The following is a 13848-nucleotide window of genomic DNA, read 5'->3' as shown; positions in this document are numbered from 1 at the left end:
TCTCTATTCTCGGTTTCATCCACTATTTCGACGATTGATTTAAATTATGATGGCTGTTAAGTTGTTAAAAATATTAACAAATTAATCTATGAAGCGGTTCAATTTTGGTAAGTAGCCAATGGGTGTTTATCGGAATTCTCGCTAATAAGCTGTTATAACTCAAGGATAAATTGTGAAACTGAAGAATATCAAAGGTGTGGCTAAGAACTTCACCTTATCATTTTTTAGTGGCGAAAATTACATCGATGGTGGGTTTGTCCGTGATGATATCTTCAAACTGGTTAGCCTTAAAGCAGGTGATTTAGTCAGGATCAGTTGGATTCCAGCTAAAGATGAAGAGCTGTTTAAGCTAACGCCTAGAGTGCGTAAGACGGTTCTTGCTTATCGCAAGTGGCTACCCGAGTTATGCGAATCTCACAGTTTGCCCATTGAATGCTTTGATGAATTTTATATATCGGCTTATCGTGCTGACAACCATCAAGTATACGTCGAAGCAGTAGTTGTGGATCTAAATGGAAAAATCTATCAGCTGCCAATTTGGGTTTGAGTTATAACAAAGCATTTAAGAGTGACTCGTAACGCATGGCATTTTTGGCTTCGCCAAAGTTTATGCCATGCTACTCGCACCTTAATGCGGCGTTAGGTGTCATGGATTGTCAGGCAGTATCTTATGAATGAAGATAAAATTGAAAGTGTTATGTCAGAAAACCTTGGTGAAGGTTATCGAATAGTAAACTCAGATGGTACAGTCTCCCCAATTATCGAGTGGGTTGATTGGGTTCAACTATCAGATGATGAAAATGATATTCGAGTTGAAGTGCATTTTTCAGATGATAGTGATAAAACTTTTGATAAAGGCATTAAGATTCAACAAATATGGCATGAAGATGCGTCTGAAAATTAAATTTTAAGTGATAGCGCAAAAACACCTAACAAGGCATTGCAAAGGGCTTTTTACAGTTGGCTTCTCATTTTAGCCAACAATTAAAAGCCTCTGAATGAGGCGTTAGGTTTAAAGGAGTATTGGTGCAAGCTAGGTCTAAATATCCCATGATCACTTTTGGTGACTGGGTTCTAATTGGAATTCCCTTAATTGGGTATTGGTATACGTCAATTCCTCTTATGTTATTACCTTTACCTATCGCGATTGCATACTCGATTTTTGGTGCGTTAAAAAGGCATCACTTAAACCAACCATTAGTTGAGCCCGATAAAATTCGACTCTACTCTAGCTTGCATATGAAGTTTAAGCTTGGTTTATTATTTAGCTACTGGTCTCTAGAACTTATAGCTTTGTACCTTGCAGAAATTTAAACCTAACAAGGCAATTAAAGCAGGACTTTTTACAGTTTGCTCGGTTCCGCTTCGCTTCACAATTTTAGCAAACTAATAAAAAGCCCCTTAATGTGGGCGTTATATGCCTGAATAATTGGGAGTGTTATTTGAGACCTGTGAAATTAATGAAGCTATATATTAAAGCCAAATGGGTTTGGCCTATAAGAGTATTTTGCTTATTAATATCAGCTCCGTTTTTGCACAAAGTTTATATTGCGTTTTCAACGGGTATAGCTGAATCGAGTAGATATACTTCTGTGCAAGGTGAGGATTGGGGCTTTTATGCTTTTGTATTTAAATATATGGCTTTTGCATTTTTATTTATCTGGCTGGGGACATTTGGCACAAATGAAAAACGTGTTGAAGGCGTCATATAACAAGAATTTAAAGCGGGACTGCTAACAGTTTGCTTGGTTTCGCTACGCTACACAATTTTAGCAAACTATTATCAGCCCCTTAAATGGGCGTTATGTGTTTCTCTAGGAAGGAGTTCTAAATGCTAGTTTTAATTTTAATTCTTCTTGCTGTTTCTTTTGTCGTTTTTGTTACAGGTGTTTTGCTTGCGCCTAAATCTATTAATCTATCGTTAAAAGAAAAATACGACTGCCGCAATTTTGAGATTTGGCAAGTCCCACATTTATTTCAAACTAAATGGTATGAACCTAATCGACTTTATGTAAGACGTCTGGTTTGCTATGGTGGTTTAGGTCTAAACTTTGGTTTTATACTGTTGTTTATATTAGCTAAATTTGGCTTGGTGTAAAAACACATAACAAGAATTTAAAGCGGGACTGCTAACAGTTTGCTCGGTTTCGCTTCACAATTTTAGCAAACTATTATCAGCCCCTTAAATGGGCGTTATGCCACCATTAGGATTGAACATTTCTCATGAATCAAAAGCTCAGATCCATTTGGAAAACCCTGATAATATCGTTTTTCCTGCTAGCATTAGTGTTCCTTTTTACACCAGCCAGCATTCTTACAGGTGTGCTGAGAGTAATTCATATTGGATTATCTATCACTCTCATTGGCAATATGGCTGCGCTAATAATTGTTGCTTTGGCGGGCCTATATCTACATAGATCAGACCTTGGTTGGATAAAAGCATTCATCGGTTTTCTAATAATAGTATTTACAAATGTTGCTGGCAGTTTCGTGCTTTACTACTATTTTACTCGTTTCTACCGTAAATTTGAGCAGACATAGCAAGGTGTTCAAGCGGGACAAATTACAGTTGGCTGGTTCCGCTCCGCTTCATATTTTAGCCAACAATTATCAGTCCCTGAATGGGGCGTTATTTTACGGAGAGTTTGGTGAACGAGCAGGATCAAAAAGCACTAAGTAATATTGATGAATTTGGTTGTCATGTTATGAAAGTCATGGAAAGTGAAGAAGAGCCAGAATTTACCTACTCTATCGGTATAAACAAAAAGCAAAATAAACCAGATTTATTAATTGTCGGGCTAAATAACGATTTGGCTCACTCTGTAGTTAATAACTACAAAGATAGACTGCTTGCGGGTGAATCGTTTGAACCCGGGAAATTCTATTCAAATTTTCTTGGTGATTTTGATGTGTGTTTTATCGAGGTTGATAAATCACACTACAAAGAATATTTAGGTTGGGGCTTATGGTTGCACAACGGGGATAATTTTAAAGTGCTGCAAATGATTTGGCCTACTACCAAAGGTTTGTGGCCTTGGGATTCTGGCACATCTGATTTTTACAATTGGGCACAGCCGATACTCAATCACACTGGTGTGCTAAGTAAAATATAACAAGTCATTAAAGGGAGGCTCGTCAAGGCTTGCAGAGCTCCTTCGTCACAATTATATCAAGCCTAAACTCGCTTCTTAATGAGGCATTATACGTAAGGAGAGTCATGAGCGAAAATGAATTCTGGAGCATTATCGGAATGCTCAATTGGGATGAGTCCGGGGACGACGAATTCGTTGTAGAGCCAGTCGTAGACTGTTTGTCGCAGAAATCTGACGAAGAAATATTTCAATTTGAAGAGTTATTGACGCAAAAGCTCCACGCACTTGATACTAAAGCGCATGCGAAAGAAATAGGCGAAGACGCTTATATCAGCGATGAAAAATACTTTTCTGTAGATGGTTTTCTCTATTCCAGATGTGTTGTCGTAGCCAATGGCAAAGAGTTTTTTCAGCATATCTTAGACAATCCAAAGGAATTCCCTAAAGATATGGAATTCGAGGCCATACTGTTTGTCGCACAACAGGCATATGAGCAGAAAAATGATAAAGAGTGGGGGTATGTTTCTTCAACAGATTATGAAACATACAAAAATGCGGGTGGTTGTCAATAAGCGTATAACAAAGTTAGCCAACATCTCACCTAAGGTGCTGGACCTCCGTTCCGGCGTTTGCTTATGTGCTTTCACGCTGACGCTAGCACAACACAAACACCTACACTGCGGCGCTGCTAACGGCCGCTGCTAACTTCGTTAAATGCTAAAAGGAATTGTTAAATTTGCGTGGTATATGGTCAGGAAAAATAGAAACTCCTCACGTCCCATTAGGTATTCCAATATCTGATGCTTTGGATATCCTCAAGAATGCAAAGGATGATATTTCTAAAACAGTAGAAGATGAAGAGGTGTCTTACAAGATATCGACAGAATTCTTTGAAGTAGCTGTTTATGAAAAGAATGGAATTGCTTCCTCTGTTTGGTATAACGATCCTACTGGGCGTTTAACGTTCTTTGGCAAGAGAAAGAAGATAAAACTATATCTAGCAAGGTATGGGCAGTCATCAAATTGGGAAAAGAGAATGAATAATGTTTGGATTACTTTCTTTTTTAATGACACCGACAAATTGGCAATGGCATATGGAAATGATATGGATGTAATCCGTTTCAATCAAAATGTTTAGCTGATAATTGGCACTTAAAAAGCGATTTAAACGGAACAAAAAAACAGTTGGTTAGATTCCGATTCGCTCCACATTATAACCAAAAAAATTTGTCCGCTTAAGCGGGCGTTAGGTGTTAAGGAAGGTTTGGTGATCATGGAAACGATAATGTTTTATATTTTAGGCTTATTGGCCTTTACATTTTTCTTAATTATTATTGTTCTTCCTCAACTACTTTATAAACACATTCTGCCTTCTGCTCCGAAGCGGGATTTATCAATTCAAAGTAATATTTGGCCATTAACATTAGCACCGAAGCACTTCTCCATATCAGGCCAAAAAATTAGATTTATAGGCTTTACAGTTTTATGGGGTTGCGCAATAGGTGTAGGTATAATTATTCTGGGGTTGATTCTCTTCTTGTTGGTTGTAAATAACATCTATCAAGCCCCTTAACCGGTCTTTACAAACGCATTTATGTACTGAAATGAGTTAGGTTTAATGTTAATAGAGTTCTCTATACGGTCAATAAACCATTTGATGCTGCCATTGCCGAAATGTTTGCCTTTTTTGGCCTTAAAACATGGTTAATTAGTCAGCTCACATAAAACGTTATTTGGGGTCTTGTTATCTCAAATACTGACCAATCGATTCCATCAAAACTAATTAGTGCATCAATTTATGCTCTGACCTTTGAGTCCTGATTCTGGCCCAAACCTATAGCTAAACAGCAGCATAAATATCGCACTATGATCAAGTCTGAGCTAGTACATTTTATAACAATATTAGGCTGGCTGCTTTTGCATAGAAAGTCGTAAATGTGTGCCGAGCACAGTTGCTTGTTTTTGTACTTGGTCCATCCATTGCTCCATAATCCATAATCCCCTGCCATTGGGCTTATCAATCTCTGGGCATTTTTTAGGTGCTGATAATTTTACAAAGTCAGTGTTATCTAGGATATCTATAACGATATTATCTTGCTGGTTTTGAATCATGACAGTGATTGTCTCTGCGCTATCAGGGCAGTGTTGAATAACATTATTTACCGATTCTAAAATACATAAAATGATTTTAAACCTTAGCTGTGTTTCTATGTCATGAGTCAGTAAAAACGCTTCAATTTGGTTGTAAACCTTTTCTGGTGCTACTTCATTCAATGAAATATTCATTTGTAAGTTGTTCATTACTCATCCTTAAAAGCCTGATGAAGACAAAATATATGGCTTTGATTTGTTAAACTAAACTACTTTGAAATATGACTAATTTTTAATATGACCACTTTTAAATATGAAGCATTTTTCTCATCACTTGCTGAGCCATCTCTGGTTAATCTGTATTCGCTGTGATTGAAAAACAGCTATTTAAAACTAGCTATTTAAAAACAGCTATTTAAAAGTGGCTATTTATAAAGTGCTATTAACTAACATGTCTTCAACTTCAAAGTCTGCTCTATCGTCTTTAGGGGCGCTAAAAAGCAAAAGCGACATATCATCCTGTGGTTCATTTTGTTTCCACAGATTTAATACATAAGTTAAATGTTCAAGAAATTTATTGGCTGGCATTTCTCTAGATTCAAAGCAGCGTTGTTTGAATCTCTCTAATCCAAACATGCCATGTTGAGGATGATTTACTTCATAAACGCCATCTGAAAATAATAGTAATTGCTCTGAGGAATTAAGCTGATATTCACCCGTATTATATTCACTGTTTTTATCTACGCCTATCGGCAGTCCTGAGGGAACATCGAGTGTTTTTATTTCATACTTAGAGATGACCAAAGGCATTGGATGACCGGCATTACACAACTGAAGTTGGTGGGTTTTAGTATTAATTTTACCAATAATCACTGTAGCGAATTGGCCGAGATTTGCAGGATCATCAAATAAGAGGTTGAGTCTTTGCATCAAGGTTTCTGCTGGAAGTAACCAGTCCATTCGCTGCGGAGAAAGGCCTTGAGCAAGAGTAAAGCTCAGCATGGCAGAGCGTGCCCCATGACCTGAAACGTCAATGACATAAAAGCCAATCCAATCATCAGTAATGGTAAAACATTGGAATATGTCACCAGCGAGTTCAGCTGCAGGTTCAAAGTAATGTCTAACATGCCAGTCATTAAAGGCTAAGTTTTCTTTCGGTAATAGCGAACGCTGAAGTAAAGCGGCTTGTTCTAGCTCTGTTTGCTTATCACTGAGTATAGACTCAAGCTTTTGTTTGCTATCAATAATTGACTGCTTGGCTTGGATCAATCGAACTGCTGCCTGAACTTTTACTTTAAGCACTGATGCAAGAAACGGCTTAGTTATGTAGTCGTCGGCGCCTGTTTCCATGGCATAAACCATATCTTGAATTTTATCGTTACCGGTTAACAATATAAAAAATGCAGGGTTGTTGGCTTCTTTTAAACGCTTACACAGATCGACTCCGCTCATATTCGGCATGCGCCAGTCACTAATGATCAAATCAAAATTATGTAATTTACAGGTATCAAGTGCCGTAAGCCCGTCTTCACATTGAGTGATGATGAACTCCACGCCTTCAGGTGCGAAGCTTTGTAAAAGGCTAGCAATGTAATAACGCTCACTAAAAGTGTCTTCCACTAATAAAATTGACATTCTTTTTGCAGGAGCACTTGCATTTTGCATAGCTGTTTCCTAAAAATAAAGAGGTATAGAGAGTTAAAGCAATTTATGTTCCTAAATTTATTTATTGTTTATTATCATAGTTATATTTGATTATTCGCAATGTGCAATATAGCGTATTTTCATTTTGCAAATTAATTTTTGCAAAATGCAACGAGGTGTTCCATAGTGAGTTGTGGCATGCTTTATATTGGATATATAGTGGTTATTTCCCAATAACATGGATAGATTTGTAAGCGGCATTAGGAGAAGGAATTTGTCTTTTAGATTAAAAGCTATTATCGCCATAGGGTTAATGCAAGCTGCATTACTGTTAATGCTTATTTACAACAGTCTTGGCGTTATTCAGGTAGCCAATCAAGCCGAAATACAGCAACAGGGTCACTTGTCAGCTGTATTGGTTGCTAATAGTGTTGATGTCAATCAGCCCCGCAAATCTATATTACTTCTTAAACAGTCTTTAGAAGAACACCAAATTAGTCATATCGAATCGGTACAAATATTCAAAGATGGCACTCGCCTATATGCCGCGCAGAGAAATCTCCAAGGTGTTTTTGAACTGCTAGCCCCAGATTTATCAGTACGAACTGAAGATTTAGTGTTAGTGGAAGCACAATCAAATAATGGCAATGGCATTGATATTAAGGTGATGGTTAATACTGTCGAGTTTGATACCAGTGTTGAAAATGTTGCTGTGAAATATAGTGCTTTGATGCTGCTGGTGATTATCCTTATTTCTATTTTATCTTGGTTTCAGGGTTTACGTCTTATTAAGCATGTATTCAATATTCAACATGCTTCTAAAAGAGTGCTTGAGGGAGAAATGGGAGTACAGGTTGCTGAGCCTGGCACTCAAGATATTACCGACACAACCAATGCTTTTAATGCAATGCTTAAAACCGTTGATGAAGAACGCCATGACTTAAAAGGCGCGAATGTCCGGCTTAATACCATATTAGATTCAGCGGTTGATGGTTTTGTAATTATTGATGTAGATGGCGTGATTAATGAAGTTAACAATGCGGTCAGTAAACTTTTTGGTTATGAAAAAGAAGAGCTCATTGAAGAGAACGTCTCAATCTTGATGCCGATGGCTGATCGGTTTATGCATGATGGCTACATTCAAGATTATTTGAATGGAGGCGATGCCAAAATAATTGGTTTTAGCCGTGGAAGGGAATTACAAGCGCAGCATAAAGATGGTCATTTGTTTCCAATTGAATTATCTATTTCTAAGATGGAAATAGATGGGGAAATATTGTTTCTTGGATTTATCAAAGACGTCTCTGAGCTCAAGAGCGAACAAGCATCCGCAGCGAGAACCCAATCTATTCACTTAGCGACTCTTGAAGCGAGCCATGATGCGTTAATCACCATTAATATAGCTGGCCGTGTGGAAGAGTTTAATGCGGCAGCGGTGAAATTGTTTGGTTATGAACGTGAGGAGGCGTTGGGGGAATTACTAGAGGACCTCATCATTCCAGATGGCTTTCATAAAGCACATAAAAATGGCATGGAACACCATAGAAAGACAGGTGAGGGCCCGGTACTTAATAATCGAATAGAAGTACCGGCACATAACAAAGCGGGTGATGAATTTCCTGTGGAATTAAGGGTGATTCCTATTCAGTTAGGTGATGAAATGTATTACACCGCATTTTTACGTAATATTTCAGAGCAAAAATCTAAAGAAGAAGAGCTGCGCCAAGCAAAAGAGCAAGCTGAAGAGGGCAGTAAGGCTAAATCCCGTTTCCTAGCGACCATGAGTCATGAAATTCGCTCACCACTGAATGCCGTGTTAGGCAGTGTTGATTTATTACTGGATTCAAGTCTAGAAAAAGGGCAAAGAATGTATGCCCGCACGGCTAAAGAAGCTGGCTCGGTTTTATTAAGCACGATTAATGACATTCTTGATTTTTCTAAAATTGAAGCCGGTCAAATGGTGTTAGAACCTAAAGAGTTTGAGCCTGATCAACTTGTTGCTCAAGTACTGCAAATCTTATCCCATAAAGCCCACGATAAAGGGGTTCATCTAGCGAGTTATATTAATCGCAATGTGCCGCAAATGCTGGTGGGTGACGCGCAGCGAATTAGACAGGTGGTACAAAACTTAGTCGATAATGCGATTAAGTTTTCAACCAGTGGCTGTATTTCTGTTGAAATGTGGATCCCGAATCGTGGTAATGACAAAGTTGAATTATGTTGCCGTGTTACTGACCAAGGGATTGGGATTGGTGAAGCTTCTCAAGAGAAGTTGTTCCGAGAGTTCTCTCAAGTGCATGATACTCACACAACCAGTTATGCAGGTACAGGTTTAGGCTTAGCGATTTGTTCAGAGTTAGCAAAAATGATGGGTGGTTCGATTTCTGTTACCAGCAAACTCGGTGAAGGCAGTCAATTTACGCTGTCTGTTTTACTAGATGAATCAAGTCAAGCGACTAACCATAATGTAAGGTTGCCAGAACGCCCAAGAGTGCTACTAATTCACCCAGACGAAACTGTGTGTAAATTGATTAAGAAACAATATAGTCAATACGGCGTCGAGACCAAGTATGAACATCAAGTTACCAATGTATTCAATAGCACACGTGTCCGTGGCCGGTTTGATTTAGTCATGCTTGATGATGCTTGTTTACTTGAAGCGAAAGAAAAAGATATTGGCTTGTTAAGAAGTGACTACTTGTTCGAGACAGGTTATATCTCGGCATTGTCATCGGGAGTGAACAATGATGCTCAAGGGTTAATCACATCTCTTGGTATAGAAGAGTCAGTCAGTAAACCACTTAGTCGTGAGATGTTACTCAGCCTTATCAGTGGTGCTACTGCTGAAAACACCCACGAAAAATCCTTAGAGAAAGCAGTAAGCTTACCAAATGGTTGTCGAATTTTATTGGCTGAAGATAGTCCCGCAAACCAAATGGTTGCTGGCACTATGTTAACCAACGAAGGCGCAGTGATGACCTATGCAAACAATGGTGTTGAAGCTGTAGAGCTTGGCCTAAAACATGATTTTGATTTAATTCTGATGGATATCAGAATGCCTGAAATGGATGGACTAGAGGCTTGTCAGAAAATTTTAGCCCACAAACCCGATCAAATAGTACTGGCAATGACGGCGAATGTGTTTAGTGAGGAAATTGCGGCTTGTAAAGCTGTAGGGATGTTAGATTGTATTGGTAAACCCGTTAATAAATCAGACTTGATTAAAGGTGTGAGTCATTGGCTAGCCCGAGTAGTGCAAGAACCTGAAATGGGGATGGGAATGCAATTAGTGCTAAACGAGCCTGACAATATAGAACTCGATGCTGCATTAGACACTGAATCTAATAACCAAGAAGAAGCTTCAAATATTGAGTCCCCAGTTGATGAGTTAAGCTCTGATTTACAGGCTCAAGAAACTGATGCTTCTGAAACTAGTCATGCCAAAGGTGATGATCTGAAAGCTGAATTATTAAATCAACAAGTGTTTGATGAATTGGAACAAGCCGTAGGTAAAGCCAGTTTAGCTAAAATGATGAAAGTATTTTACGGCGAAACTAAAATGAGAATCGATACTTTAGCAGCGCTTACCCCTGAAGGAAACCGTGATGAGATCGAAGATCAAGTGCATACCATAAAAAGCAGTGCAGGCAGTTTTGGTGCGCAAAAGCTTTCAGAAATAGCCACAAAATTAGAAGCTGCATCAAGAACGAGTGACGAGCCATTATCTAGCTTATTTGAAGATATCTTTATCGTTGCTGAACAAAGTTTATCTCAAATTAAGCACAAGTTTAATATTGAATCAGATGAATAGAAAAGTTGAAATAAAAAAGGAATTATCACATGGGATTTAGTGCCATTCTTGTAGAAGACAGTATGTCATTAGGTGCGTTGTACAGTGAGTATCTGTGCGCGGAAGGCGCAGAAGTCACCCATGTCAATTTTGGTGAAGACGCTTTAAAAGAGCTTGCCCGAAAACAGCCTGATTTACTGGTACTCGATATCAAATTACCGGATATGTCTGGTATGGATATTTTGACTAAAGTCCAAAAAGAATACCCTAATATTACGGTTATCATGATCACTGCACATGGCACGATTGATTTAGCTGTTGATGCTATGCGTGCTGGCGCGTTTGATTTTTTAATTAAGCCTTTTGATAGTAAAAGGCTATCAATCACAGTGCGAAATGCGCTCAAACAACGTGATTTGCTCGCATTAGTTTCGAATTATGAAAACAGCTTACCTAAAACAAATTTTCATGGCTTTATTGGTGACTCACTTGCTATGCAAACGGTTTATAACACCATTGATTGTGTTGCAAACAGCAAAGCATCAGTTTTTGTAGTCGGTGAAAGCGGCACGGGTAAAGAAGTCTGTGCCCAAGCGATCCATGAAGCAGGTATAAGGGCTGAAGAACCTTTTATCGCGCTTAATTGTGCTTCAATTCCCAAAGATTTAATTGAAAGTGAAATTTTCGGCCATACCAAAGGTGCGTTTACTGGCGCTGTCAGCAATCGTGATGGTGCTGCAACTCGTGCTGATGGCGGCACTCTGTTTCTTGATGAGCTATGTGAGATGGACTTAGAGCTGCAAAGTAAACTGCTTAGGTTTATTCAAACTGGGGTGTTTCAGCGAGTCGGTGGCAGCAAAGAAGAAAAAGTTGATGTCCGATTTATCAGTGCAACCAACAGAGATCCTTGGAAAGAAGTACAAGAAGGTCGCTTTAGAGAGGATTTATACTATCGATTGCACGTGATACCTATTGAACTTCCGCCATTAAGACAGCGCGGTAAAGATGTTATTTCAATCGCTAAAAAGCTATTAAAACAATATAGTAAAGAAGAAGGTAAAACCTTTAAGCGTTTTAGTTCAGAAGTTGAACGTTGTTTTACCCAATATTCGTGGCCAGGTAACGTCCGTCAACTACAAAATGTAATACGTCAGGTTGTGGTGCTTAACATTGCTGATGAGGTCAGTTTAACCATGCTTCCTGCGCAGGTGACTTCAGCATTAACCTTGAATAAACCTGAAGTAGTGAATGAAACAGTGACTCAGTTACAAAATAGTGGTGGGGCGACAGTGACTGAAATTAATGCCAGCCATCTATCTCAATCCGAGCCTGATGTTCAGTCTCATTCAAATAATATGGATAGTGCACAAATACCAAGTTCTAGTACAAGCAGTTCAGTTGCGCTTAATGAACAGTTTGTTCATGCAATCACTTCTGAAGAAGACATCCAGCCACTTTGGTTAACTGAAAAAATAACCATTGAAACTGCCATCTCTCAATGTGATGGCAATATTCCTAAAGCTGCTGCCCTGTTAGATGTGAGCCCATCGACAATTTATCGTAAAAAGCAGCAGTGGGAAGATAAAGGGCTTTAATGAGCTGAATCTAAAGCTCGAAACAGTAAATAAAAGGCAGTAAACAAAAAGCCCATCACAGTTGATGGGCTTTTTAATGCTTTAGCTTAGTAAATCCTAAGAATTGAGTTTACGCTATTGATATGAACTGTTTAGAAGTCACGTTCCCAACCAGCATAAAAGGTGGTTTCCCAATCGCTACTTGTTTCAATCTCAGGATATTCACTGTAACCAACTGTACCGCCAAGTTTTAGTTTTCCTTCATAAAATGGGCGATGATAGCTTGCATCAATTTGGTATAAACGTTCGTATCGACCAGGTGAAACTGGGTTACCGCCTTCAGATGTTTCAGGATAACTTACATCGCTGCCATCAAAGTTTAATTTAGCATAGCGGAACTTAGTACTAAGACTTTGGCCATGTTCAAGTTGAGTAATACCACCTAACACCACAACCCGCGAATCATTATCGTATGTGCTACCAAGGCTTCTGCCGTAATAACGATAACCGTCTCGATAAAAACCATGCTCATACATACAGTTGTAAACATCCGATTCTATTCCGCATGATGCGGCTGTATCAGAGTACTCAGCAAAAAATCGGGTACTTAACTCGGCAATATAAATATCAACGCCGCCCATGTTAGATGCGTTTATCAGCCTATTTTTTCCATTGTGATAATCTTCATGGATACGCTCATAATAAATGCCATATGGCACGCCCCATGCGGTATCTGACCATCTGAAGTCATAACCTGCAAGCATGTTCTCCTGACCATTGACTTCATCACCTTCATCTACACCGCCATTTGTCAGGCCATCCCACCAGTCTGATAAGCTATTTCCATAGCCTTCGCCGCCCCATTGCATGGTCCAAGAGAAACCAACCTCTAACTTAGAGATAGGTTTAAAGGTACCGCGTGCGCCCCAATGTTGAGTATCGGGAACATAGCGCTCGCTTTCCATTTGGCTAAAGCTGGTGGTGAATGTCCAAGGGCCAATCCAATTCAACCAAGGCGTTTCAAACGCATTACTGTTGTTTCTTGAAAAGGTAATCCCTGGCATTGGGCGAGCGTTTGTCGTTTGAATTAAACCGGTATCCCAGCCAGGCCCCCAGTACTTTTGGACAGCGCCACCGGTCACAATCCAATTGCCGAGTTTTACCGCAGCGAAACTGTTATCAAGGCGTGATTCGTTGCCATCAATGGCATCGTAGTGATAGCTCGCTGCAAGGCGTCCACTAAACCAGTCTTGAGTCACTTCTGCTGTGAACTCAACTTCTGCTTTATCTCGATAATCATTGCCGTACCCAATGAAGCGCGCTTGTTCATTCGCACCTGATAGACTGGCGCCAAGGTTTATTGCTTGATGATCTTTGTTATAGGCGCGCATAACACGATGATAAGCGTCTTTTTGATGAACCGTCATCGGGCTTTCAGCTGCGTTATCAAGGTCTGACTTTATCCCTGACCACATCAATGGAAACGTCGTCACAGGTTGAAGAATAATGCCAGTGTCGGCTAATAGTTGAATGTCTGCGCGAAGTGGTAAGTCGGTTGGTTCTATCCACCAAGCTGCATGGGTGGAAAAACTGCTTAGTAAAGCTATCCCTGCTAGTATTTTTAACTTCATTTTGTACTCATTATAATGACTGTAAT

General features: G+C 39.2%; 14 protein-coding genes. 11 read left to right on the top strand and 3 right to left on the bottom strand.

Annotated features, from left to right (window positions below; translation table 11 throughout):
- The first annotated feature begins 172 nt into the window (after positions 1-172).
- From FNZ24_RS09685 to FNZ24_RS09645, 9 genes are all read left to right on the top strand, one after another.
- Entirely contained in the window at positions 173-547 is a 375-nt protein-coding gene (locus tag FNZ24_RS09685; protein ID WP_153914279.1) for a hypothetical protein, read from the top strand.
- Positions 548-670: 123 nt separating this feature from the next.
- On the top strand, positions 671-904 hold the full coding sequence (locus FNZ24_RS09680) for a hypothetical protein (protein WP_153914278.1): 234 nt from the start codon (positions 671-673) through the stop codon (positions 902-904).
- Between the two features lie 122 nt (positions 905-1026).
- A complete protein-coding gene (locus FNZ24_RS09675) occupies positions 1027-1314 on the top strand; it encodes a hypothetical protein (RefSeq protein WP_153914277.1) in 288 nt (95 codons plus the stop codon).
- Positions 1315-1442: 128 nt separating this feature from the next.
- On the top strand, positions 1443-1712 hold the full coding sequence (locus FNZ24_RS09670; protein ID WP_228768440.1) for a hypothetical protein: 270 nt from the start codon (positions 1443-1445) through the stop codon (positions 1710-1712).
- 119 nt (positions 1713-1831) lie between these two features.
- Positions 1832-2098 carry a hypothetical protein gene (locus FNZ24_RS09665; protein ID WP_153914276.1) on the top strand — a complete coding sequence of 89 codons (267 nt, stop codon included), beginning with the start codon at positions 1832-1834 and terminating at the stop codon, positions 2096-2098.
- Positions 2099-2621: 523 nt separating this feature from the next.
- Complete coding sequence (locus tag FNZ24_RS09660) at positions 2622-3113, top strand: DUF4262 domain-containing protein (protein WP_228768439.1); 492 nt, start codon at positions 2622-2624, stop codon at positions 3111-3113.
- 104 nt (positions 3114-3217) lie between these two features.
- Positions 3218-3664, top strand: coding sequence for a DUF4240 domain-containing protein (locus FNZ24_RS09655; RefSeq protein ID WP_153914275.1), 447 nt, complete (start codon positions 3218-3220; stop codon positions 3662-3664).
- Positions 3665-3828: 164 nt separating this feature from the next.
- On the top strand, positions 3829-4230 hold the full coding sequence (locus FNZ24_RS09650; protein ID WP_153914274.1) for a hypothetical protein: 402 nt from the start codon (positions 3829-3831) through the stop codon (positions 4228-4230).
- Between the two features lie 135 nt (positions 4231-4365).
- Positions 4366-4665: a hypothetical protein gene (locus FNZ24_RS09645; protein ID WP_153914273.1), complete on the top strand. Its 300-nt coding sequence runs from the start codon at positions 4366-4368 to the stop codon at positions 4663-4665.
- Positions 4666-4994: 329 nt separating this feature from the next.
- Here the strand turns inward: FNZ24_RS09645 and FNZ24_RS09640 are convergent, their stop codons facing one another.
- Positions 4995-5393, bottom strand: a complete 399-nt coding sequence (locus FNZ24_RS09640) for an ATP-binding protein (protein WP_153914272.1) — start codon at positions 5391-5393, stop codon at positions 4995-4997.
- A gap of 219 nt (positions 5394-5612) precedes the next feature.
- The gene (locus FNZ24_RS09635) at positions 5613-6848 is read right to left on the bottom strand and encodes a SpoIIE family protein phosphatase (protein ID WP_153914271.1); all 1236 of its coding nucleotides are present in this window, start codon (positions 6846-6848) and stop codon (positions 5613-5615) included.
- A gap of 253 nt (positions 6849-7101) precedes the next feature.
- Here FNZ24_RS09635 and FNZ24_RS09630 point away from each other — a divergent pair, with 253 nt between their 5' ends.
- Together FNZ24_RS09630 and FNZ24_RS09625 are read left to right on the top strand one after the other, a co-directional pair.
- On the top strand, positions 7102-10638 hold the full coding sequence (locus FNZ24_RS09630; protein WP_194945029.1) for a PAS domain S-box protein: 3537 nt from the start codon (positions 7102-7104) through the stop codon (positions 10636-10638).
- A 29-nt stretch (positions 10639-10667) separates the two neighbouring features.
- Positions 10668-12212, top strand: coding sequence for a sigma-54-dependent transcriptional regulator (locus FNZ24_RS09625; RefSeq protein ID WP_153914269.1), 1545 nt, complete (start codon positions 10668-10670; stop codon positions 12210-12212).
- Between the two features lie 131 nt (positions 12213-12343).
- Here FNZ24_RS09625 and FNZ24_RS09620 read toward each other — a convergent pair whose 3' ends face one another.
- Positions 12344-13822, bottom strand: a complete 1479-nt coding sequence (locus FNZ24_RS09620) for a capsule assembly Wzi family protein (RefSeq protein WP_153914268.1) — start codon at positions 13820-13822, stop codon at positions 12344-12346.
- Between the last annotated feature and the right edge of the window lie 26 nt (positions 13823-13848).

The organism is Shewanella sp. TC10 (assembly GCF_009663145.1).
GTDB lineage: Bacteria > Pseudomonadota > Gammaproteobacteria > Enterobacterales > Shewanellaceae > Shewanella.
Note: the sequence above shows the minus strand (reverse complement) of the source record. Positions and strands in the feature narration are given on the sequence as shown.

Bases quoted from the DNA above. Each gene is read 5' to 3' on its own strand.
- FNZ24_RS09680 (WP_153914278.1), top strand. From the start codon at position 671: ATGAATGAAGATAAAATTGAAAGTGTTATGTCAGAAAACCTTGGTGAA.
- FNZ24_RS09665 (WP_153914276.1), top strand. From the start codon at position 1,832: ATGCTAGTTTTAATTTTAATTCTTCTTGCTGTTTCTTTTGTCGTTTTT.
- FNZ24_RS09660 (WP_228768439.1), top strand. From the start codon at position 2,622: ATGGGGCGTTATTTTACGGAGAGTTTGGTGAACGAGCAGGATCAAAAA.
- FNZ24_RS09655 (WP_153914275.1), top strand. From the start codon at position 3,218: ATGAGCGAAAATGAATTCTGGAGCATTATCGGAATGCTCAATTGGGAT.
- FNZ24_RS09645 (WP_153914273.1), top strand. From the start codon at position 4,366: ATGGAAACGATAATGTTTTATATTTTAGGCTTATTGGCCTTTACATTT.
- FNZ24_RS09640 (WP_153914272.1), bottom strand. From the start codon at position 5,393: ATGAACAACTTACAAATGAATATTTCATTGAATGAAGTAGCACCAGAA.
- FNZ24_RS09635 (WP_153914271.1), bottom strand. From the start codon at position 6,848: ATGCAAAATGCAAGTGCTCCTGCAAAAAGAATGTCAATTTTATTAGTG.
- FNZ24_RS09625 (WP_153914269.1), top strand. From the start codon at position 10,668: ATGGGATTTAGTGCCATTCTTGTAGAAGACAGTATGTCATTAGGTGCG.
- FNZ24_RS09620 (WP_153914268.1), bottom strand. From the start codon at position 13,822: ATGAAGTTAAAAATACTAGCAGGGATAGCTTTACTAAGCAGTTTTTCC.